Source organism: Micromonospora haikouensis (assembly GCF_000876225.1).
GTDB classification, from domain to species: domain Bacteria; phylum Actinomycetota; class Actinomycetes; order Mycobacteriales; family Micromonosporaceae; genus Micromonospora; species Micromonospora haikouensis.
The window spans coordinates 2,620,454-2,645,436 of sequence record NZ_JXSX01000001.1 but is presented as its reverse complement, the minus strand read 5'-3'; the positions used below and the strand labels follow the sequence as shown (position 1 = coordinate 2,645,436).

The following is a 24,983-nucleotide window of genomic DNA, read 5'->3' as shown; positions in this document are numbered from 1 at the left end:
ACTCCGTACGTGGGGCAAGGTCAGGACTCGGAGCCGTCGAGCGCCAGCCTGATGAGGGTGTCGGCGTCCATCTCGTCGATGTCGACGTCCCCGCCGGTGGGGGCGGGGTCGGTGTCGTCGTTGGTGAGCTTGAGCAGCAGGTCGAGGAGCCCGGCCTCGCGGATGCGGGCCAGCGGGATGGTGGCCAGGGCCTGGCGTACCGCCGTCTCGGCCGGGTCGGCCGCCTCCTCCCGGTGCGCCTCGGGGACCAGCGCGGTGAGCAGGTGGTCGGCCACGGCGGCCGGGTCGGGGTGGTCGAAGACGAGCGTGGTGGGCAGGGGCAGCCCGGTGGCCCGGGTGAGCCGGTTGCGCAGCTCCACGGCGGTCAGCGAGTCGAAGCCGAGGTCCTTGAACGCCCGCCGCGGCTTGACCCGCTCCGGGCCGGGGTGGCCGAGGACGGCGGCGGCCTCGGCGCGGACCAGGTCGGTGAGGTGCCGGTCCTGCTCGTCGCGGGGCAGGGCGCGCAGCCGGTCCCGCAGGGCCTGCCCGCCGTCGGCCGGCGCGGCGTCGTCGTCGGGGCGCTCGGCGGGCCGGGCCTCGGGCAGGTCGGCCAGCAGCGGCCGGGGCCGCACCGACGCGTACGCCGGGGCGAACGTCGCCCAGTCGACGTCGGCGACGGTGAGGCAGGCCCGCCCGCGCCCGACGGCGACCCGCAGGGCGTGCACGGCGTCGGCGGGGGACATCGCCCGCAGCCCGCGCCGGGCCAGTTCCCGCTGGGCGTCGTCGGTGGCCATCCCGCCGTCGGCCCACGGTCCCCACGCCACGGAGGTGGCGGCGAGTCCGCGGGCGCGGCGGCGCTCGGCGATGGCGTCGAGGTAGGCGTTGCCGGCCGCGTAGCCGGCCTGCCCGCCGCTGCCCCAGATCCCGGCGATGGACGCGAACAGCACGAACGCGTCGAGCGGCCGGTCGCCGAGCAGTTCGTCGAGGTGCACCGCCCCGGCGATCTTGCCGGTCAGCACCCCGGCGAGCCGGCCGAGGTCGGTGTCGACGAGCGGGGCCACGTCGTTGAGGCCGGCGGCGTGCACCACGGCGGTCAGCGGGGCCGGGTCGGCGTCGACGCGGGCGAGCAGGGCGGCGACCGCGTCCCGGTCGGCCACGTCGCAGGCGGCGACGGTGACCCGTACGCCGAGGGCGGTCAGCTCGTCGCGCAGCTCCGCCGCCCCCGGCGCGTCCTCGCCGCGCCGGCTGGTCAGCACCAGGTGTTCGGCCCCGCTGCCGGCGGCCCAGCGGGCCACGTGCGCGCCGAGCGCGCCGGTGCCGCCGGTGACGAGCACGGTGCCGGAGGGCCGCCACCGGTCGGCCGCCGCCGCGTCGGCGGGGACGGCCCGGGTCAGCCGGCGCGCGTACACGCCGGTGGGCCGCACGGCGAGCTGGTCCTCGTCGCCGGCGGCGGTGAGGGCCGCCGCGAGCCGGGCGGGGTCGACGCGGCCGGCGCTGCCGGCGGGGTCCACGTCGGCTCCGGCGGCGGGCAGGTCGAGCAGGCCGACCCGCAGTTGCGGCAGTTCCAGGCCGGCGACGCGGCCGAGGCCCCACAGGCCGCCCTGGGCGGCGCTGCGGACGGCGTCGCCGTCGCCGGTGCCGACCGCGCCCCGCGTCACGCACCACAGGGTCGCGCTCGCCCCGGCATCGTGCAGGGCCTGCGCCAGCGCCAGCGTGGCCGCCGTGCCGACGGGCACGGCCGGGTGCTGCGGGTGCGGGTCGTCGGCCAGGCCGAGCAGGGAGACGACGCCGGTGACGGGCCCGTCGGCGAGCGCGGCGGTGAGCCGCCGGGCCAGGCCACCCCGGGTGGCGCCGACCGGGTCGGCGGGCAGCCGCCGCACGTCCGCGCCGGCCGAGGCGAGCGCGGCGGCGATGTCGTCGGCGGTGTCGCCGTCGGGCCCGACGAGCAGCCAGCCGCCGGCCGCCACCGGCGGGTCGGCCGGGTCGATCGGCCGCCACCCGATCTGGTACGACCAGCCGTTCACCGCCGCGTCCCGGGTGCGGGCCCGTCGCCAGGTGGTGAGGGCGGGCAGGGCCGGGGCGAGTGCGTCGAGGGCGGTGTCGTCGCCGAGTTGGGCGGCGAGGGCGGTGAGGTCGCCGCGTTCGACGGCGGCCCAGAACTCGGCGTCCCCGCCGTCGGTCTCCTTGCGCACCACCGGCCCGGCCTCGGGCCAGAACCGCTGGTGCTGGAACGCGTACGTCGGCAGGTCGATGCGGGACGCGCCCGTGCCGGCGAACCACTGCCGCCACGACACCGGCACCCCGTTGACGTGCAGCTCGCCTAGGGCGGCCAGCAGCGCGGTCGCCTCGGGCCGGTCCCGGCGCTGGGCCGCGACGGTCAGGACGCCCTCGTCACCGGGCAGCACGTCGGCGGCCAGAGCCGTCAACACACTCTGCGGCCCCACCTCCAGGAACGTGCCCACCCCGGCCTTGCGCAGCACGGTCACGCCGTCGGCAAACCGCACCGCCTCGCGGACGTGCCGCACCCAGTAGTCGGCGGTGCGGATCTCGTCGGCGTCAGCCAGCGCCCCGGTCAGGTTCGACACGACCGGCAGCAACGGTGCCGCGAAGCTGAGCGTGGCGAGGACAGCTCGGAACTCGGCCAGCATCGGCTCCATCAGCGGGCTGTGGAACGCGTGGCTGACGGTCAGCCGGCGGACGCGCACGCCCCGGTCCCGCCAGGTCTGCTCGACCTCGTCCAGGGCCTCGACGGCCCCGGAGACGACCACGGCCGACGGGCCGTTGACGGCGGCGATCCCGACGTCGGCGCGACCGGCGATCGACTCCGCCACCGCCTCCTCGGGCGCGGCCACCGCGAGCATCCCGCCGCCGGCCGGCAACGCCTGCATCAACCGACCCCGCGCCGCAACCAGTGCGCACGCGTCCGCCAAAGACAACACCCCCGCCACGTACGCGGCGGTGATCTCACCGACCGAGTGGCCCCCGACGAAGTCCGGCACCACCCCGAACGACTCCACCAGGCGGAACAACGCCACCTCGACCGCGAACAACCCCGCCTGCGTGAACACCGTCTGGTCCAGCAGACCTGCCTCGGGGCTGCCCTCCGAGGCGAACAGCACCGGCCGCAGCGGCTGCGGGAGCAGCGGGTCCAGCCCGGCGCACACCTCGTCCAGCGCGGCGGCGAACACCGGGAACGCCTCCGCCAACTCCCGACCCATCCCGGCACGCTGCGCGCCCTGGCCCGAGAAGAGGACCGCGAGCTGGCCGCGCTGCTCCGGGGTGCCGACCACCACGGCACCGGACGGCTGACCGGTGGCCAGAGCCCGCAGGGCAGCCAGCAGATCGTCCCGGCCCTCGGCGACGACCACCGCCCGCTGTTCCAACGCCGGACGCGTCGTCACAGACGACCACGCCACATCGACGGCGGCAAGCGACCCGTCACCCGCCAACCACCGAGCCCACCGACCCGCCTGCCCGGCAAGAGCCCCATCGGTGCGAGCGGACAGCAGCACCGGCACCACCGGCGGCACCACCCGCTCCACCACCACACCCTCGACGACCTCCACCGGAGGCTGCTCGATGATCACGTGCGCGTTCGTCCCCGAGATCCCGAACGACGACACCGCCGCCCGACGCGGCCGATCCACCACCGGCCACGGCGTCGCCTCCGTGGCCAGAGCCACCGCCCCCGCAGCCCAGTCGATGTGCGGCGACGGCTCGTCCACGTGCAGGGTGGGCGGCACCACCCCGTGCCGCATCGCCATGATCATCTTGATGATCCCGGCGACACCGGCCGCCGCCTGCGTGTGGCCCATGTTCGACTTGATCGACCCCAGCAACAGCGGAGTCTCCCGGTCCTGCCCGTAGGTGGCGAGCAGCGCCTGCGCCTCGATCGGGTCACCCAGCGTCGTGCCCGTGCCGTGCGCCTCCACGGCGTCCACATCGGCCGGGGTGAGGCGCGCGTTGGCGAGGGCCTGCCGGATCACCCGCTGCTGCGACGGACCATTCGGCGCCGTCAGGCCGTTCGACGCACCGTCCTGGTTCACCGCCGTGCCCCGCACCACGGCCAGGACCCGGTGACCGTTGCGGCGGGCGTCGCTCAGCCGCTCCACGAGCAGCATGCCCACACCCTCGGACCAGCCCGTCCCGTCCGCCGACGCCGCGAACGACTTGCACCGCCCGTCAGCCGACAACCCGCGCTGCCGGGAGAAGCCGACGAAGGCGCTCGGCGTGGCCATGACGGTGACGCCGCCGGCCAGGGCCAGGTCGCACTCGCCGGAGCGCAGCGCCTGCGCGGCCAGGTGCAGCGCGACCAGCGACGACGAGCACGCGGTGTCGACGGTTACCGCCGGCCCCTCCAGGCCGAAGACGTACGCCACGCGACCGGAGGCGACGCTGCCGGCGGTGCCGTTGACGAGGTAGCCCTCCAACTCCTCCGATGCCGCCAGGCGGCCCGCGTAGTCGTGGTGGATCAGGCCGGCGAAGACGCCGGTGGTGGCCTTCGTGTCGCGCGGGTCGATGCCGGCGTGCTCGAACGCCTCCCACGACGTCTCCAGCAACAACCGCTGCTGCGGATCCATCGCCAGGGCCTCACGAGGACTGATCCCGAAGAACCCCGGGTCGAACTCCGCCGCCTCGTACAGGAAACCACCCTGCCGCGTCGTCGACGTCCCCGCCCGATCCGCATCCGGGTCATACAACGCGTCGAGATCCCAACCCCGGTCCCCCGGGAAACCACCGATCGCATCCCCACCCGACGCCACCAGATCCCACAACTGCTCCGGGCTGGACACCCCACCCGGGAACCGGCAGGACATGCCGATGATCGCGATCGGGTCGTCGTCGTCCCGGGCTACGGCCCGGGTGGTGGCGGCCGGGGCGGCGGAGTGGCCGAGTTGCTCGTGCAGGTGCTCGGCCAGGCGCTCCGGCGTCGGGTAGTCGAACACCAGCGTCGCCGTCAACCGCAGCCCCGTCGCCGAGGCCAACCGGTTACGCAGCTCCACGGAGGTGAGCGAGTCGAACCCGAGTTCCTTGAACGCCCGCCCACCCGCAACCGCCTGCGCCGACGCATGCCCCAACACCGCCGCCGCCTGACCACACACGAGCTCCACCAACAACCGACGCGCCTCGTCCCGCGACAGCCCGACCAGCCGCTCGGACCAGCCCGAGCCGGCCCCGGCCCGCGCGGCACCCGCCTGGCGGCGTACGCCGGTCCGGGCCAGCAGCCGGACGATCGGCGGGACCTGCCCGGCGTCGCCGGTGATCCGCAGCCGGGCGGCGACCACCGCCGCCCGGGGCCCGGCGGTCGCGGCGTCGAGGAGGGCGGCGCCCTCATCGGCGGTGAGGCCGGTCATGCCGAGCCGACCCAGGCGCTGCCGGTCGTCGGCGCTGAGCTGGGCGGCCATCCCGCCCGTGGCCCACATGCCCCAGCCGATGCTGGTCGCCGGCAGCCCCTGGGCGCGGCGGTGCTGGGCGAGAGCGTCGAGGAACGCGTTCGCCGCCGCGTAGTTGCCCTGACCCGGCGAACCCAACGTCGCCGCGATCGACGAGAACACCACGAACGCCGACAGATCCAACCCCGCCGTCGCCTCGTGCAACGCCCACGCACCGTCCACCTTCGGCCGCAGCACCGCAGCCACGCCGTCGACGGAGAGCGAGCCGATCGTCGCGTCGGCGATCACCCCGGCCGTGTGCACCACCGCCGTCAACGGATGCGCCGGGTCCACCCCGGCCACCAGCGCCGCCACCTGCCCCGCATCGGCGACGTCCACCGACACGGCAGTGACCTGCGCCCCGGCCCCGGTCAGCTCCGCGACCAGGGCCGCGTAATCGGAACCCTCGACCGGCAGCCGACGCGACGCCAACACCAACCGACGAGCCTGACCCGTGGCCACCAGGTGCCGCGCCACCACCCCGGCCAGGGTGCCCGAAGCGCCCGTGACCAGCGTCGTGCCCTCGGCATCGGCGGCCACCGGCACGGTCAGCACCACCTTGCCGACATGCTTCGCCTGACTCAGGTGCCGCAACGCCTGCCGCGCCTGCCGCACGTCCCACACCCGCACCGGCAACGGCCGCAGCGCACCACTCTCGAACAACGCCAACAACTCGCCCAGCATCTGCCCGATGCGCTCGCCGCCCGCCTCGTTCAGGTCGAACGCCCGGTAGACCACCCCCGGGTGCAGCTGCGCGACCGCGTCGGCATCACGCACATCGGTCTTGCCCATCTCGACGAACCGGCCGCCACGCGGCAACAACCGCAACGACGCATCCACGAACTCACCCGCAAGCGCATCGAGGACCACATCCACACCCGCGCCACCGGACGCGGACGCGAACACCGCCTCGAACTCCGTCGACCGCGACGACCCGATCCGCTCCGGAGCCACCCCAAGGCCCCGCAAAGTCCCCCACTTACCAGGACTCGCCGTCGCGTAGACCGTCGCGCCGAAGTGCTGCGCAAGCTGGATCGCCGCCATCCCGACGCCACCCGCACCCGAGTGGATCAGCACCGACTCACCCGACCGCAGCCCTGCCAGATCGTGCAACGCGTAGTACGCCGTCAGGAACACCACCGGCACCGACGCCGCCTCGACAAACGACCACCCGCGCGGCACCCGCGCCACCCGCAACCGCTGCGCCACCACCTGCGGCCCGAAACCCGGCTCAAACAACCCGAACACCCGATCACCCGGGCTCAGATCATCCACACCCGGCCCGACCTCCAGCACCACACCCGCACCCTCGCTACCCATCACCGCCGACGGATCCGGATACATCCCCAACGCAATCAACACGTCCCGGAAGTTCACCCCGGCGGCACGTACCTCGATGCGGACCTCGCCGGGGGCGAGGGCGGCCGGGGCGGCGGCGACGATCTCGACGCCGTCGAGCGTGCCGGGGCGCGCGGCGGCGACGTGCCACGCACGGTCCGCCGGCGGGGTCAGCTCCGCGCCCGGCTGGCGCACGAGCCGGGGTACGCACACCGCGTCGCCCCGGAGCGCGAGCTGGCCGCCGACGGTGGACAGGTCGGCCGCGACGGTCGCCAGGACGGCGAGCGCCTGCGGGCCGATGGCCTCGTCGGTGTCGGCGAGCACGATGCGGTCGGGATGCTCCGACTGCGCCGAACGCAACAGACCCCACACCGCCGCACCCGCCAGGTCGGTCACCCGGTCCTCGTCCCGCGCCACCACGGCACCCCGGGTCACCACCACCAACCGCGAATCGGCGAGCAGATCGGCGGCAAGCCACCCCTGCACCACACCCAACACACCCGCGACGACATCCCGCACCGCGTCCGGCACAGGCCCTCCGGCGACGCCGACGGGCAGCAACACGAAAGCCGGAGCGGGTCGCCCCGCCTCCACGGCCGCCACCAGCGCCGGCACGTCCGCGTACGCGGACACGTCGTCAGGCAGCCCGACCTCGCCGAGCGCCACCCAGCCGGATCCGTCGGCGGTGGGGGCGACGTCCTGCGGCTGCCAGGTCACCTCGAACAGGGAACGGTCCACGGCGCTGGGCGCGGCCACACCGGTCAGCTCCCGCAGGACGAGGGAGTCGACGGAGACGACCGGCGACCCGGAGTCGTCGACCGCGACGAGACGCACCCCGGAACCGGCACGACTCATCCGCACCCGCAACACCGACGCACCGGCGGCGTGCACCTGCACACCGCTGAACGCGAACGGCACCCGAGGCCCGGTGCCGGCGTCGAGCAGCCCGATCGGGTGCAGGGCGGCGTCCAGCAGCGCCGGGTGCACCCCGAACGCGGACGCGTCCGCCGCCGACTCCGGCAGGGCCACCTCGGCACACAGCTCGCCGTCGCCCGTCCACACCCGCCGGAGCCCCTGGAACACCGGCCCGTAGGCCAGCCCATGCCCGACGAGCGCGTCGTACCAGCCCGACAGGTCCACCTCGGACATGCCGACCGGCGGCCACTGCCCCACCACCGGCTCCTCGGCCACGGCCGACTCCAGCACGCCAACCGCGTGCCGGACCCACTCCGCGTCCGCATCCTCGTCGGGCTGGGCGTGCACCGTCACCTCACGGGCACCGGAGTCGTCGGCCGACCCGACGCGCACCTGCACCCGCACCCCGCCCGAGACCGGGAGCGTCAGCGGGGCGGCGATCGTCAACTCCCGCACCCGCGACGCACCCACCTCGTCGCCCGCCCGCACCACCAGCTCGACCAGCGCCGCACCCGGCACCACCACCGCACCAGAGATGACATGATCGGCCAGCCACGGATGCGTCGACACCGACAGCCGACCGGTCAGCACGATCTCGTCGTCACCCGCCAGGCGCACCGCCGCGCCGAGCAGCGGATGCCCCGGGGCGGCCAGTCCGGCACCGGACACGTCGCCGGCCCGCCAGGCCGCCGCGTCGGGCCAGTACCGCTGCCGCTGGAACGGGTACGTCGGCAGGTCCAGCGGGCGCACGGCCGCGCCGCCGCCGGTGAGGGTGGTCCAGTCGACGGGCACGCCGCCCGCGTACGCCTCGGCGAGGGCCGCGAGCAGCGCGGACGCCTCGGTGCGGCCCCGGCGCAGGGTCGGCACGACCACCGGCCCGGCGGCGGGTTCCGCGGTGTCGGCGAGGCAGTCGGAGATCATGCCGGCGAGCACCCCGTCCGGCCCGACCTCCAGGTACGTGCCGACGTGGCGCTGCCGCAGGTAGGCGATCCCGTCGGCGAAGCGGACGGCCTCCCGGACGTGCCGCACCCAGTACCCGGGGTCGCACAGGTCTTCCGGGTCGGCGGCGACGCCGGTCAGGTTGGACACGACGGGCAGCGTCGGCGGCTGGAAGGTGAGCCCGTCGAGGACGGCCCGGAACTCGGCCAGCATCGGTTCCATGAGCGGGCTGTGGAAGGCGTGGCTGACCCGCAGTCGGCGGGTGCGTACGCCCCGATCCCGCCAGCCGGCCTCGACGGCGTCGAGGGCGTCGGCGGCGCCGGAGACGACGACGGCCGCAGGCCCGTTGACGGCGGCGATGCCGAGCCGGTCGGTCAGGCCCTCGATGGAGGCGCGGACGTCGGCCTCGCCGGCGGCGACGGCGAGCATGCCGCCCCCGGCGGGCAGCGCCTGCATGAGCCGCCCCCGGGCGGCGACCAGCGCGCAGGCGTCGGCGAGGGAGAGCACCCCGGCGACGTGCGCGGCGGTGATCTCGCCGACGGAGTGGCCGCCCACGAGGTCGGGGACGATCCCGAACGACTCGACGAGGCGGTACAGGGCCACCTCGACGGCGAACAGGCCGGCCTGGGTGAACACCGTCTGGTCGAGCAGGTCCGCGTCGGGGGAGCCTTCGGTGGCGAACAGCACGTCGCGCAGCGGGCGGGGCAGCAGCGGGTCGAGGTGACCGCACGCCTCGTCGAGCGCGGCGGCGAACACGGGGAACGCCCCGTACGCCTCCCGGCCCATGCCGGGGCGTTGCGCGCCCTGGCCGGAGAAGAGGACGGCGAGCCGGCCGGGCCGGACGGTGCCCCGGACGACGACGGACGACGGCTCGTCGGCGGCGACGGCGGTCAGGCCGGCGAGGAGGCTCTGCCGGTCGCGGGGCAGCAGCACCGCGCGGTGTTCGAACGCGGACCGGCCGGTGGCGAGGGCGTGGCCGAGGTCGGGCAGGCCGACGCTCGGGTTCTCCCCCAGCCAGTCGCGCAGCCGGCGGGCCTGCTCGGCCAGGGCGTCGCCGGTGCGGGCGGAGAGCACGCAGGGCGTGGTGAGGTCGCCGGTGGTGATGGCGGCGGGGACGGTCACGGTCGGCGCGGGCGTCGCCTCGGGCGCCTGCTCCAGGATGGTGTGGACGTTGGTGCCGCTGATGCCGAACGACGACACGGCGGCCCGGCGCGGCCGGTCCACCTCGGGCCAGGGGCGGGGCTCGGCGAGCAGCGACACCGCCCCGGCCGACCAGTCGATGTGCTCCGACGGGGTGTCGACGTGCAGGGTGGCGGGGAGCTGGCCGTGCCGCATCGCCATGACCATCTTGATCACCCCGGCGACGCCTGCGGCGGCCTGGGCGTGGCCGATGTTCGACTTGATCGAGCCGAGCAGCAGCGGCCGGTCGGCGGGCCGGTCCTGCCCGTACGTGGCCAGCAGCGCCTGCGCCTCGATCGGGTCACCGAGCGCCGTGCCGGTGCCGTGCGCCTCGACGGCGTCCACGTCGGCCGGGGTCAGGCGCGCGTTGGCGAGGGCCTGCCGTATGACGCGCTGCTGCGAGGGGCCGTTGGGGGCGGTGAGGCCGCTGCTGGCCCCGTCCTGGTTGATCGCGCTGCCCCGGACGACGGCCAGGACGCGGTGACCGTTGCGTTGGGCGTCGGAGAGCCGTTCCAGCAGCAGCATGCCGACGCCCTCGGCGAAGCCGGTGCCGTTGGCGCCCGCACCGAACGCCCGGCACCGCCCGTCGGGCGACAGGCCGCGCTGGCGGGAGAACTCGGCGAGCATGCCGGGGGTGGACATGACGCTGACCCCGCCGGCCAGGGCGAGGCCGCACTCGTTCTGCCGCAGCGCCTGCGCGGCGAGGTGCAGGGCGACCAGCGACGACGAGCAGGCGGTGTCGACGGTGACGGCGGGGCCTTCGAGGCCGAACAGGTAGGAGATGCGGCCGGAGGCGACGCTGCCGGCGCTGCCGTTGCCGACGTACCCGTCGAGCTCGTCGGACGTGCCGAGGGCCTTGCCCGCGTAGTCGTGGTAGATCAGGCCGACGTAGACGCCGGTGCTGCTGCCCCGGGCGGTCAGCGGGTCGATGCCGGCCCGCTCGAACGCCTCCCACGAGGTTTCCAGCAGCAGCCGCTGCTGCGGGTCCATGGCGAGCGCCTCGCGGGGGCTGATGCCGAAGAAGGCGGCGTCGAAGTCGGCGGCGTCGTAGAGGAACCCGCCGCGCTGCGGGGTGGCCGTGTCGTCTCCGGCGTCGCCGCGCAGGTCGGTGAGGTCCCAGCCGCGGTCGGTGGGGAAGGGCGCGATGACGTCCGCGCCGGCGGTGACGAGGTCCCACAGTTGCTCGGGGGTCCGCACGTCGCCGGGGAAGCGGCACGCCATGCCGACGATCGCGATGGGCTCGTCGACGCCGGGCGCGGCGGCAGCGGCGGGGGCCGGCGCGGGGGTGGCCCGGCCGCCGATCTCCCGGTCGAGGAAGTCGGCGAGCACGGCGGGCGTCGGGTAGTCGAAGGCGACGGTGGCAGGCAGCCGCAGCCCGGTGGCGGTGGCGAGCCGGTTGCGCAGCTCGACGGAGGTGAGCGAGTCGAAGCCGAGTTCCTTGAACGGCCGCTGCGGGTCGACGGTGTCGGCGGAGCGGTGGCCGAGCACGGCCGCCACGGCACCGGCGACGAGGTCGAGGAGCCGGCCGCGCCGTTCGGCGGGGCTGAGGGCGGCGAGCCGCTCGCCCAGCGACAGGTCGGTGGCGGCCCGGGTCGCCGCCCGCCGCCGGGTGCGGGGCTGGCGCACGAGGTCGCGCAGCAGCGCGGGGACCGGTCCGCCCGTGGCCGCCGGCACCTTCATGAGTACGAGGTGCGCGCCGCCGTGCCGCTGCGCGGCGTCGAGGAGCGCGAGCCCTTCGGCGTCGGTGAGCGGCGCGCTGCCGGCGCGGATGACGCGCCGGTGCTCGGTGGCGTCGAGGTGGGCGGTCATGGTGCTGGTGGTGGCCCAGAGACCCCAGGCGAGGCTGGTGGCCGGCAGTCCCTGGGCACGGCGGTGCTGGGCGAGGGCATCCAGGAACGCGTTCGCCGCCGCGTAGTTGCCCTGACCGGGCGAACCCAACGTCGCCGCGATCGACGAGAACACCACGAACGCCGACAGATCCAACCCCGCCGTCGCCTCGTGCAACGCCCACGCACCGTCGACCTTCGGCCGCATGACCGCAGCCACGCCGTCGACGGAGAGGGAGCCGATCGTCGCGTCGGCGATCACCCCGGCCGTGTGCACCACCGCCGTCAACGGATGCACCGGGTCGATGCCGGCGACCAGGCCCGCCACCTGCACCGGGTCGGCGACGTCCACCGACACGGCAGTGACCTGCGCCCCGGCCCCGGTCAGCTCCGCGACCAGGGCCGCGTAATCGGAACCCTCGACCGGCAGCCGACGCGACGCCAACACCAACCGACGGCTCTGGCCCGTGGCGACGAGGTGCCGGGCCACGACCCCGGCAAGGGTGCCCGACGCCCCGGTCACCAGGGTCGTGCCGTCCGGGTCCACCGCAGCCGGAACCGTCAGCACCACCTTGCCGACGTGCTTCGCCTGGCTCAGGTGCCGCAGCGCCTGCCGCGCCTGCCGCACGTCCCACACCCGCACCGGCAACGGCCGCAGCGCACCACTCTCGAACAACGCCAACAACTCACCGAGCATCTGCCCGATGCGCTCGCCGCCGGCGGCGTTCAGCTCGAACGCCTGGTACGTCACGCCGGGGTGTTGGCGGGCGACCAGTTCCGGGTCGCGTACGTCGGTCTTGCCCATCTCGACGAACCGGCCGCCGCGCGGCAACAACCGCAACGACGCGTCCACGAACTCACCCGCAAGCGCATCGAGGACCACATCCACACCCGCGCCACCGGACGCGGACGCGAACACCGCCTCGAACTCCGTCGACCGCGACGACCCGATCCGCTCCGGAGCCACCCCAAGGCCCCGCAAAGTCCCCCACTTACCAGGACTCGCCGTCGCATACACGGTCGCACCGAAGTGCTGCGCAAGCTGGATCGCCGCCATCCCCACGCCACCCGCACCCGAGTGGATCAACACCGACTCACCCGACCGCAAACCCGCCAGATCACGCAACGCGTAGTACGCCGTCAGGAACACCACCGGCACCGACGCCGCCTCGACAAACGACCACCCCGACGGCACCCGCGCCACCCGCAACCGCTGCGCCACCACCCGCGGCCCAAAACCCGGCTCGAACAGGCCGAACACCCGATCACCCGGGCTCAGATCATCCACACCCGGGCCGACCTCCAGCACCACACCCGCACCCTCGCTACCCATCACCGCCGACGGATCCGGATACATCCCCAACGCGATCAACACGTCCCGGAAGTTCACCCCGGCCGCGCGCACGGCGATGCGGACCTCGCCCGGGGCGAGGGGCTGGGCGGTGCCGGGCAGCAGGTCGACGCCGTCGATCGTGCCCGGGGCGACGGCGGCCACGTGCCACAGGTCGCCCTGCGGGGTGAGGGCGTCGCCGGCGGGGCGGGTGACCCGGGGCGCGAGGACGGTGCCGCCCCGGACGGCGAGCTGCCCGCCGGTGGGGGCGGGGTCGGCGGCCACCGCCGCGAGCAGCGCCACCGCGTCGGCGTCCAGCGGGCCGTCGAGGTCGGCGAGCACGATGCGGTCGGGGTGCTCCGACTGCGCCGAACGCAACAGACCCCACACCGCCGCACCCGCCAGGTCGGTCACCCGGTCGCCGGGCAGCGCCGCCACGGCGTCGCGGGTCGTCACGACGAGCTTCGTGTCGGCGAGGGCGTCGGCGGCCAGCCACGCCTGGACGGCCACGAGGATGTCCGACGCCGCGGCCCGGACCAGGCCGGGCAGGTCGCGGTCCGGGGTGCTCCCGGGGGTCCGGTCCGGGGCGGAGCCGGCGTCGCCGGGCGCGCTCGGGCCGGCCGGCAGCAGGACGATGCTCGGCGCGGGCCGGCCCGCCTCGACGGCGGCGGCCAGGGCCGCAACGTCCGGGTACGCCGGCACGTCGCCGGGCAGGGCGACCTCGCCGAGCGCCACCGCGCCCGACACGTCGGCGGCCGGGGTCACGTCCTCGGCGTGCCAGGTGAGCTCGAACACCGACCGGTCGGCGGCGTTGGGCGCGGCGACGCCGGTCAGCTCCCGCAGGACGAGCGAGTCGACGGAGACGACCGGCGACCCGGAGTCGTCGACCGCGACGAGACGCACCCCGGAACCGGCACGACTCAACCGCACCCGCAGCACCGACGCGCCCGCCGCGTGCATCTGCACACCGGCGAACGCGAACGGCACCCGAGGCCCCGACGCCTCCTCCGCCGACAACAGCCCGATCGGATGCAGGGCGGCATCCAGCAGCGCCGGGTGCAGCCCGAACCGGCCGGCGCTCTCGGCGACGTCGTCGGGCAGGGCCACCTCGGCGTAGACGTCGCCGTCGCCCGCCCACACCCGGCGCAGGCCCTGGAACACCGGCCCGTACGCCAGCCCATGCCCGACGAGCGCGTCGTACCAACCCGACAGGTCCACCTCGGACACGCCGACCGGCGGCCACACCCCCACCGTCGGCTCCTCGGCCACGGCCGGCTCCAGCACGCCATCCGCGTGCCGGACCCACTCCGCGTCCCCGTCCCCGTCCCCGTCCCCGTCGGGCTGGGCGTGCACCGTCACCTCACGGGCACCGGAGTCGTCGGCCGCGCCGACCCGCACCTGCACCCGTACGGCCTCGGCGGCCGGCAGCGTCAGCGGGGCGGCGATCGTCAACTCCCGCACCCGGGAAGCGCCGGCCTCGTCACCCGCCCGCACCACCAGCTCGACCAGCGCCGCACCCGGCACCACCACCGCACCCGACACCACATGATCGGCCAGCCACGGATGCGTCGACACCGACAGCCGACCCGTCAGCACGACCTCGTCGTCACCCGCCAGGCGCACCGCCGCACCCAACAGCGGATGCCCAGGAGCGGCGAGCCCCGCCCCCGACACGTCGCCCGCGTGCCACGTGCCCGCCTCGGGCCAGAACCGCTCCCGCTGGAACGCGTACGTCGGCAGGTCCACCCGGGACGCGCCGGAGCCGGCGAGGACGGCGGCCCAGTCGACCGGTACGCCGGCCGTGTGCAGGCCGCCGAGCGCGGCGAGGAGCTGGCGGGGGCCGTGCTCGTCGCGGCGCAGCGACCCGACCACGACGCCGCCGGGCTGGCCGTCGGCGGCCCGGTCGAGCGCGTCCTGCACCACCACCTTGAGCACGGGGTGGGGGCTGACCTCGACGAACGTGCGGTAGCCGGCGGCGATCAGCGCGTCCACGACGGGGGCGAGGCGCACCGGTTCGCGCAGGTTCCGATACCAGTAGTCGGCGTCCAGCTCGACGGTGTCGATGGGCTCGCCGGTGACGGTGGAGTGGAACGCCACCTCGGTGGGGTGGGCCTCGATCGTGCCGAGCGCGGCGGCCAGGTCCTCGCGGACGGCCTCGACGTGCCCGCAGTGGGAGGCGTAGTCCACGGCGATCCGGCGGGCCCGGATGTCGCGTTCCGCGCAGGTGGCGAGCAGTTCGTCGACGGGGCCGGCGTCGCCCGACACCACGGTCACGGCGGCCCCGTTCACGGCGGCGACGGACAGGGCACCGGCCCAGGGCGCGATGAGCTGCTCGGTGTCGGCGGCGGACAGCGGCACGGACACCATGCCGCCCAGCCCGGAGATGGCGAGCAGGCCCCGGCTGCGGGCGACGACGAGCCGCATCGCGTCGGGCAGGGTGAGCGCGCCGACGGCGCAGGCGGCGGCGATCTCGCCCTGCGAGTGGCCGATGACGGCGTCGGGCCGTACGCCGCACGACTTCCACACCTCGGCGAGGGAGACCATGACGGAGAAGAGCAGCGGCTGGACGACGTCCACCCGGTCCATCGGTGGGGCGTCGGGCGCGCCGCGCAGGACGTCCTCGGGGTTCCAGTCGACCAGCCGGGACAGTTCCGCCGCGCACTGGTCCATCCGGTCCCGGAAGACCGGCGAGGACTCCAGCAGGTCGAGGGCCATGCCGGCCCACTGGGAGCCTTGGCCGGGGAAGACGAAGACGACCTTCGGCGTACCGTCGGGGATGCCGGCGTGGTGGTCGGCCTCGGCGATCGCGGCGAGCCCGGCCAGCGCGGACTCCCGGTCGGCGGCCACGGTGACCTGCCGGTACGGGTGGTGGGCGCGGCCGGTGGCGAGCGAGTACGCGAGGTCGACGAGGTCGTGGGCCGGGCCGTCGGCGAGGTGGGTCCGCAGCCGGGCCGCCTGGTCGCGCAGGGCGCGGGCGCTGCGGGCCGACACGAGCAGCGGTGCGGCGTCGGCGGCGACCAGGCCGGGCGACGGCACCGCCGGGCGTTCGGGGCGGGGCGTCGGGGTGTCGGCGGGGGCCTGCTCGATGATGGCGTGGGCGTTGGTGCCGCTGATGCCGAAGGAGGACACGGCGGCGCGGCGGGGCCGGTCGACGGCCGGCCAGGGCGCGGCGGTGGTGGTGAGGGTGACGGCCCCGGAGGTCCAGTCGATGTGCTCCGACGGCGCGTCGACGTGCAGGGTGGGCGGGACGAGCCCGTGCCGCAGCGCGAGCACCATCTTGATCACCCCGGCGACGCCGGCGGCGGCCTGGGTGTGCCCGATGTTCGACTTGATCGACCCGAGCAGCAGCGGCCGGTCGGCCGGCCGGTCCTGCCCGTAGGTGGCGAGCAGCGCCTGTGCCTCGATGGGGTCGCCGAGGGTGGTGCCGGTGCCGTGCGCCTCGACGGCGTCCACGTCGGCCGGGGTCAGCCGGGCGTTGGCGAGGGCCTGCCGGATGACGCGCTGCTGCGACGGCCCGTTCGGCGCGGTGAGCCCGTTGGACGCGCCGTCGGAGTTGACGGCGCTGCCCCGCACGACGGCGAGGACCCGGTGGCCGCGCCGCCGGGCGTCGGAGAGGCGCTCGACGAGGAGGATGCCGACGCCCTCGCCCCAGCCGGTGCCGTCGGCGGCGGCGGCGAACGCCTTGCACCGGCCGTCGGGGGCGAGGCCGCCCTGGCGGGAGAACTCGGAGAACATGCCCGGCTGGGCCATCAGCGCGACGCCACCGGCGAGGGCCATGTCGCATTCGCCGGAGCGCAGCGCCTGCGCCGCGAGGTGCAGGGCGACCAGCGACGACGAGCACGCCGTGTCGACGGTGACGGCCGGGCCCTCGAAGCCGAAGGTGTAGGCGACGCGGCCGGAGGCGACGCTGCCGGCGGTGCCGGTGAGCAGGTGCCCTTCGAGCCCTTCGAGGCCGTCGCTGCCGGTGGCGGCGTAGCCGGAGGAGGCGGCGCCGATGAAGACGCCGGTGACGGTGCCGTGGCCGGTGGCGGGGTCGATGCCGGCGTGCTCGAACGCCTCCCACGACGTTTCCAGCAACAACCGCTGCTGCGGATCCATCGCCAGGGCCTCACGAGGACTGATCCCGAAGAACCCCGGGTCGAACTCCGCCGCGTCGTACAGGAAACCACCCTGCCGCGTCGTCGACGTCCCCGCCCGATCCGCATCCGGGTCATACAACGCGTCGAGATCCCAACCCCGGTCCCCCGGGAAACCACCGATCGCATCCCCACCCGACGCCACCAGATCCCACAACTGCTCCGGGCTGGACACCCCACCCGGGAACCGGCACGACATGCCGACGATGGCGATGGGCTCGTCGGTGCCCGCCGGGCCGGCGGCGCGGGCGGCGGCCGGGGCGGCGCTGGCGGTCTCGCCCAGCCGCTCGCGCAGGTGCTCGGCCAGGCGCTCCGGCGTCGGATAGTCGAACACCAGCGTCGCCGTCAACCGCAGCCCCGTCGCCGAGGCCAACCGGTTACGCAACTCCACGGAGGTGAGCGAGTCGAACCCCAACTCCTTGAACGCCCGCCCACCCGCAACCGCCTGCGCCGACGCGTGCCCCAACACCGCCGCCGCCTGACCACACACGAGCTCCACCAACAACCGCCGCGCCTCGTCGGGCGCGAGGCCGGCGAGGCGGTCCGACCAGGAGGTGCCGGTGCCGCCGGTCGCGCCGCCCGCCTGGCGGCGTCCGCCGGCGCGGGCGAGCAGCCGCAGGATCGGCGGGACCTGGCCGGCGTCCCCGGTGATGCGGAGGCGGGCCGCCGCGATCGCCGGCAGGGCCCTGGCGGTGGCCGCGTCGAGCAGGGCCGCGCCCTCGTCCGCGGTGAGGCCGGCCATGCCGAGCCGCCGCAGCCGCTGCGCGTCGTCGCGGTCGAGGTGGGCGGTCATGGCGCTGGTGGTGGCCCACATGCCCCAGCCGATGCTGGTCGCCGGCAGCCCCTGGGCGCGGCGGTGCTGGGCGAGGGCGTCGAGGAACGCGTTCGCCGCCGCGTAGTTGCCCTGACCCGGCGAACCCAACGTCGCCGCGATCGACGAGAACACCACGAACGCCGACAGATCCAACCCCGCCGTCGCCTCGTGCAACGCCCACGCACCGTCCACCTTCGGCCGCAGCACCGTAGCCACGTCGTCGGCGGTGAGGGACGTGACGACCGAGTCGGCGAGGACGCCCGCGCAGTGCACCACGGCCGTCAACGGGTGCGCCGGGTCGATGCCAGCGACCAGCGCCGCCACCTGCGCCGGGTCGGCGACGTCCACCGACACCGCACTGACCTGCGCACCCGCCTCGGCCAGCTCCGCCACCAGCGCCGCATAGTCGGAACCCTCGACCGGCAGCCGACGCGACGCCAACACCAACCGACGAGCCTGACCCGTGGCCACCAGATGCCGCGCCACCACCCCGGCCAGGGTGCCCGACGCCCCGGTCACCAGGGTCGTGCCGTCCGGATCGACAGCAGCCGGAACCGTCAGCACCACCTTGCCGACGTGCTTCGCCTGACTCAGGTGCCGCAACGCCTGCCGGGCCTGCCGCACGTCCCACACCCGCACCGGCAAAGGCGACAGCGCACCGCTCTCGAACAACGCCAACAACTCGCCCAGCATCTGCCCGATGCGCTCGCTGCCCGCCTCGTTCAGGTCGAACGCCCGGTAGGCGACCCCCGGGTGGAGCTGCGCGACCGCGTCTGCGTCGCGGATGTCGGTCTTGCCCATCTCGATGAACCGGCCGCCGCGCGGCAACAACCGCAACGACGCGTCCACGAACTCACCCGCGAGGGCATCGAGGACCACATCCACCCCGGCACCACCGGAGGCGGACGCGAACACCGCCTCGAACTCCGTCGACCGCGACGACCCGATCCGCTCCTGCGCGACCCCCAGACCCCGCAGCGTCCCCCACTTACCGGGACTCGCCGTCGCGTAGACAGTCGCGCCGAAGTGGTGCGCGAGCTGGATCGCCGCCATGCCCACCCCACCCGCACCCGAGTGGATCAACACCGACTCACCCGACCGCAGACCCGCCAGATCGTGCAACGCGTAGTACGCCGTCAGGAACACCAGCGGGACGGAGGCGGCCTCGGCGTAGGACCAGCCGGCGGGGATCCTGGCCACCCGCTGCCGCTCGGCGACGACCTGCGGGCCGAAGCCCGGCTCGAACATGCCGAACACCCGGTCGCCGGGTGCGAGGCCGTCGACGCCGGGACCGACCTCCAGCACGACGCCCGCGCCTTCGCTGCCCATCCGGGCCGCCGCGTCCGGATACATGCCGAGCGCGATGAGGACGTCACGGAAGTTCACGCCGGTGGCGCGTACGGCGATGCGGACCTGCCCGGCCCCGAGCTTCGCGGCCGGGGCGGCGACCAGGTCGACGCCGTCGATCGTGCCGGGGGCGACGGGCGCGAGGTGCCAGAGGCCCGACGCCGGGGGCGTCAGCTCGTCGCCGGTCAGCCGCGTCAACCGGGGTACGCGCACCACGCCCTCGCGGACGGCGAGCTGCCCGCCGGTGGGGGCGGGGTCGGCGGCCACCGCCGCGAGCAGCGCCACCGCGTCGGCGTCCAGCGGGCCGTCGAGGTCGGCGAGCACGATGCGGTCGGGGTGCTCCGACTGCGCCGAACGCAACAGACCCCACACCGCCGCACCCGCCAGATCGGTCACCCGGTCCTCGTCCCGCACCACCACGGCACCCCGGGTCACCACCACCAACCGCGAATCGGCGAGGACGTCAGCGGCGAGCCACCCCTGCACCACACCCAACACGCCCGCGACGACATCCCGCACCGCGTCCGGCACCGACGTCCCCGCAGCGGTGGTCGGCAGCAGCACGAGCCTCGGCGCGGCCGTGCCCGCCTCCACGGCCGCCACCAGGGCCGGCACGTCCGCGTACGCGGACACGTCGTCAGGCAGCCCGACCTCGCCGAGCGCCACCACACCGGGCACCTCGGCGGCCGGGGTCACGTCCTCGGCGTGCCAGGTCACCTCGAACAGGGAACGGTCGGCCGCGCTCGGGGTCGAGACGGTGCCCATCTCCCGCAGGACGAGGGAGTCGACGGAGACGACCGGCGACCCGGACTCGTCGACCGCGACGAGCCGCACCCCGGCACCGGCGCGGCTCAACCGCACCCGCAGCGCGCGGGCACCGGCGGCGTGCACCTGCACACCGGTGAACGCGAACGGCACCCGAGGCCCGGTGCCGGTGCCGGCGTCGAGCAACCCGATCGGGTGCAGGGCGGCATCCAGCAGCGCCGGGTGCACCCCGAAGCCGGTGGCGTCGGCCGCCGCCTCGTCGGGCAGGGCGACCTCGGCGTACACGTCGCCGTCGGGGTTGGTCCACACCCGGCGCAGCCCCTGGAACACCGGCCCGTACGCCAGGCCGTGCTCCGCGAACGCCGGATACCAGCCGGCCAGTTCCGCCTCGGTCGCCCCGGCGGGCGGCCACGCGCCGACGGTCGGCTCCTCGGCGGCGGCCGGCTCCAGCACACCCTCGGCGTGCCGGATCCACTCCGCGTCCGGCTCGTCGTCGGGCTGGGCGTGCACCGTCACCTCGCGGGCACCGGAGTCGTCGGCCGCGCCGACGCGCACCTGCACCCGCACGGCCTCGGCGGCCGGCAGGGTCAACGGGGCGGCGATCGTCAACTCCCGCACCCGGGAGGCACCCACCTCGTCGCCCGCCCGCACCACCAGCTCGACCAGCGCCGCACCCGGCACCACCACCGCACCCGACACCACATGGTCGGCCAGCCACGGGTGCGTCGACACCGACAGGCGACCCGTCAGCACCGCCTCGTCGTCACCGGCGAGGCGCACCGCCGCGCCGAGCAGCGGATGCCCCGCCACGCCCAGGCCGGCGGCCGACACGTCGCCCACCTGCCACGTGCCCGCCTCGGGCCAGAACCGCTCCCGCTGGAACGCGTACGTGGGCAGGTCCACCCGGGACGCGCCCGTGTCGGCGAACCACGACCGCCACCCCACCGACACCCCGTGCACGTGCAGCTCCGCCAGCGCGGCCAGCAGACCGGCGACCTCCGGCCGATCCCGACGCTGAGCGGCCACCGCGACCACGTCCCCGCCGTCAGGCAGCGCCTCCGCCGTCAACGCCGTCAACACACTCTGCGGGCCGACCTCCAGGAACGTGTCCACCCCCGCCGACCGCAACGCCGCCACCCCGTCGGCGAACCGCACCGCCTCGCGGACATGCCGCACCCAGTAGTCGACGCTGCGGACCTCGTCGGGATCGGCCAGCGCCCCGGTCACGTTCGACACCAACGGCAGCACCGGCGCGGAGAACGTCAACCGGCTGACCAACGCCCGGAACTTCTCCAGCATCGGCTCCATCAACGGGCTGTGGAACGCGTGACTCACCGCCAGCCGACGGGTCCGCACCCCCCGCCCCCGCCACGCCTGCTCCAGCACGTCGAGGGCGTCCACCGCACCCGACACGACGACGGAGGCCGGACCGTTGACGGCGGCGATCCCGACCCGGTCGGACAGCCCGTCCAGCGACGCCAACACGTCCGACTCAGCCGCGTTGACCGCCAACATCCCACCACCGGCCGGCAACGCCTGCATCAACCGGCCCCGCGCCACCACCAACGCACACGCATGCTCCAGCGACAACACCCCCGCCACATGCGCCGCGACGATCTCACCGACCGAATGCCCACCCACGAAGTCCGGCACCACACCGAACGACTCCACGAGACGGAACAGGGCCACCTCGACCGCGAACAGGCCCGCCTGCGTGAACACCGTCTGCCCCAGCAGCTCGGCCTCCGGCGTCCCCGCCTCCGCGAACAACACCGGCCGCAGCGGCTGCGGCAACCCACGGTCCAGGTGCCCGCACACCTCGTCCAGCACCGACGCGAACACCGGGAACGACGCGTACAACTCACGACCCATGCCCGCCCGCTGCGCGCCCTGACCGGAGAACAGCACGGCGAGCGGACCCCGGTCGGCGGCGCGGCCGGCGACGACCGCGCCGGACGGCTCGCCCGCCGCCAGGGCGCGCAACCCGGCGAGGAGGTCCTCGCGGCCCGTCGCCACGACCACCGCGCGGCTGTCCAGGGCGGCGCGGGCGGTGACCGACGACCACGCCACGTCCACGGGACGCGCGTCGGCGTCGGCGTCCAGCCAGGCCGCCCAACGGCCCGCCTGCGCGGCGAGGGCGGCGGGGTGCGCGGCGGAGAGCAGCACCGGCACCGCCGGGAGTTCCCGCGCGGGGGCCTCGGTCGCGGCGGCGGGCTCGGGCGGCGGGGCCTGTTCCAGGACGAGGTGGGCGTTGGTGCCGCTCATGCCGAAGGAGGAGACGGCGGCGCGGCGGGGCCGGCCGGCGTCCCCGGTCCACGGGCGGGCCTGCGTGAGCAGGGCGACCGCGCCGCCCGTCCAGTCGACGTGCGGCGTGGGCTCGTCGGCGTGCAGGGTCGCCGGGAGCAGCCCGTGCCGCATCGCGAGGACCATCTTGATCACCCCGGCGACCCCGGCGGCGGCCTGCGTGTGGCCGAGGTTCGACTTCAGCGAGCCGAGCCACAGCGGCCGGTCGGCGGGCCGGTCCCTGCCGTACGTGGCCAGCAGCGCCTGCGCCTCGATCGGGTCGCCGAGCCGGGTGCCGGTGCCGTGCGCCTCCACGACGTCCACGTCGGCCGGGGTGAGGCCGGCGTTGTCGAGGGCCTGGCGGATGACGCGCTGCTGGGCGGGGCCGTTCGGGGCGGTGAGGCCGCTGCTGGCCCCGTCGGAGTTGACGGCGCTGCCCCGGATCACGGCGAGCACGGGGTGGCCGTTGCGGCGGGCGTCGGACAGCCGCTCGACGAGCACCATCCCGACGCCCTCGGCCCAGCCGGTGCCGTCGGCGTCGGCGGAGAACGCCTTGCACCGGCCGTCGGCGGCCAGCCCCCGCTGGCGGGAGAACTCGACGAACCCGCCGGGGGTGGCCATCACGCTGACGCCGCCGGCCACGGCGAGGGTGCACTCGCCGTCGCGCAGGGCCTGACCGGCCAGGTGCAGGGCGACCAGCGACGACGAGCAGGCGGTGTCGATGGTGACGGCCGGCCCCTCCAGGCCGAACGAGTAGGCGAGCCGGCCGGAGATGACGCTGGCGGCGGTGCCGGTCAGCACGTAGCCTTCGGCGCCCTCGGGGAGGCGGCGCAGCACGGAGGCGTAGTCCTGCCCGGCGGTGCCGACGAACACGCCGGTGCGGCTGCCGCGCAGCGACCCGGCGTCGATGCCGGCGCGTTCGAACACCTCCCAGGTGGTCTCCAGCAGCAGCCGCTGCTGCGGGTCCATCGCGAGGGCCTCGCGGGGGGAGATGCCGAACAGGGTCGGGTCGAAGTGGCCGGCGTCGTCGAGGAACCCGCCCCGGTCGCTGTACGAGGTGCCGGGGTGGTCGGGGTCCGGGTCGTACAGCCGGGCCAGGTCCCAGCCCCGGTCGGTGGGGAACGGACCGGTCGCGTCGGTGCCGGCGGCCACGAGGTCCCACAGGTCCTCGGGGGAGCCGACGCCGCCGGGGAACCGGCACGCCATCGCGACGACGGCGATCGGTTCGGGTTCGGCGCTCTCCAGCTCCCGCAGGCGCCGGTGCGCCTGGCGGAGCTCGGTGGTCACCCACTTGAGGTGTTCGAGGAGCTTCTCTTCGTCCGCCATGACCCACCCGCCCGGAGCTTGCTACCGATCGATTCCGCCGAACACTGAGGAAGCCACCACCGCAGGCATCCGGCCCTGGGAATTGCCGGTATCCGACCCTCACCGTGAGTGGACGGTACTGAGCGCGCTACGGCGGCCCAACCCCTACGGGACCCCTCATTCAGCCCCCGCGCGGCGCCTCCCGGAGGGGCGATAACCGCAGGATGAGGCCGGTGGGAGGGCCCTCGGGGACGCCCGTTCCCGGCGGTCAGCCGTGGGGTCGGGCGGGGGCCGGGAGGATCTGGCGGGGCCGTCCCGGCGGGGTGGCGCGGCGACGCCACTCGCGCGGGTAGCCGACGGACACCTCCTCGAACCGGACGCCGTCGTACCAGGTGGTGCGCGGGATGTGCAGATGGCCGTAGACGGCGACGCGGGTGTCGTAGCGCAGGTGCCAGTCGGCGGTCAGGTCGGTGCCGCACCACTGGGCGAACTCGGGATAGCGCAGGACCCGGGTGGGCTCGCGGACCAGCGGGTAGTGGTTCACCAGAATGGTGGGCAGGCCGCCGCGCTCGGCGTCGAGCCGCCGCTCGGTCTGGATCACCCGCGCCCGGCACCAGGCGTCCCGGCTCGGGTACGGGTCGGGGTGCAGCAGGATCTCGTCGGTGCAGACCACGCCGGTCTCGTGCGCCCGCGCCAACGCCTGCTCCCGGGTGTACGTCCCCGGGGGCCGCCACGTGTAGTCGTACCCGACGAAGAGCGGGGCGATCAGGACGGGATCCCCGTCCGGGTCCCACACCGGGTACGGATCCTCCGGCGTGACCACGCCCAGGCTGCGGCACAACGCGACGAGGTGCCGGTAGCGTTCCTCGCCACGCAACTGGACGGTGTCGTCGCGGGGCGTCCACAGTTCGTGGTTGCCCGGCGCCCAGATCACCCGGGCGAACCGGTCGCGGAGCAGGCCGAGCGCCCACTCGATGTCCTTGGCGAACTCGCCGACGTCACCGGCGACGATCAGCCAGTCGTCGTCGTTGTCGGGGCGCAGGGCCTCGACGATGGCCTTGTTCTCCGCGTACACGACGTGCAGGTCGCTGATCGCGAGGAGCTGGCCGCTCTGGGAGCCGGTCACAGGGCACCTCCCGTGTCTCCGGGCACCCGCGCGCACCCCCGCCTCCGCCCGCCCCGCGCCAAGCGGGACGACAACCTGTCGGGCTCCGACCCTACGGAGCCCGACAGGAGGCGACACACCCCTAGATCCACCCACCAGACCCCTAGCCCCACCCTCCCGGCCGCCCTCCCGGCGGTCTCCCCCGGCCCTCCCCGGCGGTCTCCCCCCGGTGATCAAGAGGTTTGCGTCACCGTCGAGATCAACTTTGACACTTTTCTCTTGATCACCGG

General features: G+C 75.2%; 2 protein-coding genes. Both read right to left on the bottom strand.

Features of this window, described 5'->3' with window-relative positions:
* Positions 1-20 precede the first annotated feature (20 nt).
* Positions 21-23,609 (bottom strand): type I polyketide synthase, encoded by a 23,589-nt coding sequence (locus tag TK50_RS11370; RefSeq protein ID WP_043962713.1) that lies wholly within the window; start codon positions 23,607-23,609, stop codon positions 21-23.
* A 247-nt stretch (positions 23,610-23,856) separates the two neighbouring features.
* A complete protein-coding gene (locus TK50_RS11365; protein ID WP_043962712.1) occupies positions 23,857-24,714 on the bottom strand; it encodes a metallophosphoesterase family protein in 858 nt (285 codons plus the stop codon).
* Between the last annotated feature and the right edge of the window lie 269 nt (positions 24,715-24,983).

Bases quoted from the DNA above. Each gene is read 5' to 3' on its own strand.
- TK50_RS11370 (WP_043962713.1), bottom strand. From the start codon at position 23,609: ATGGCGGACGAAGAGAAGCTCCTCGAACACCTCAAGTGGGTGACCACC.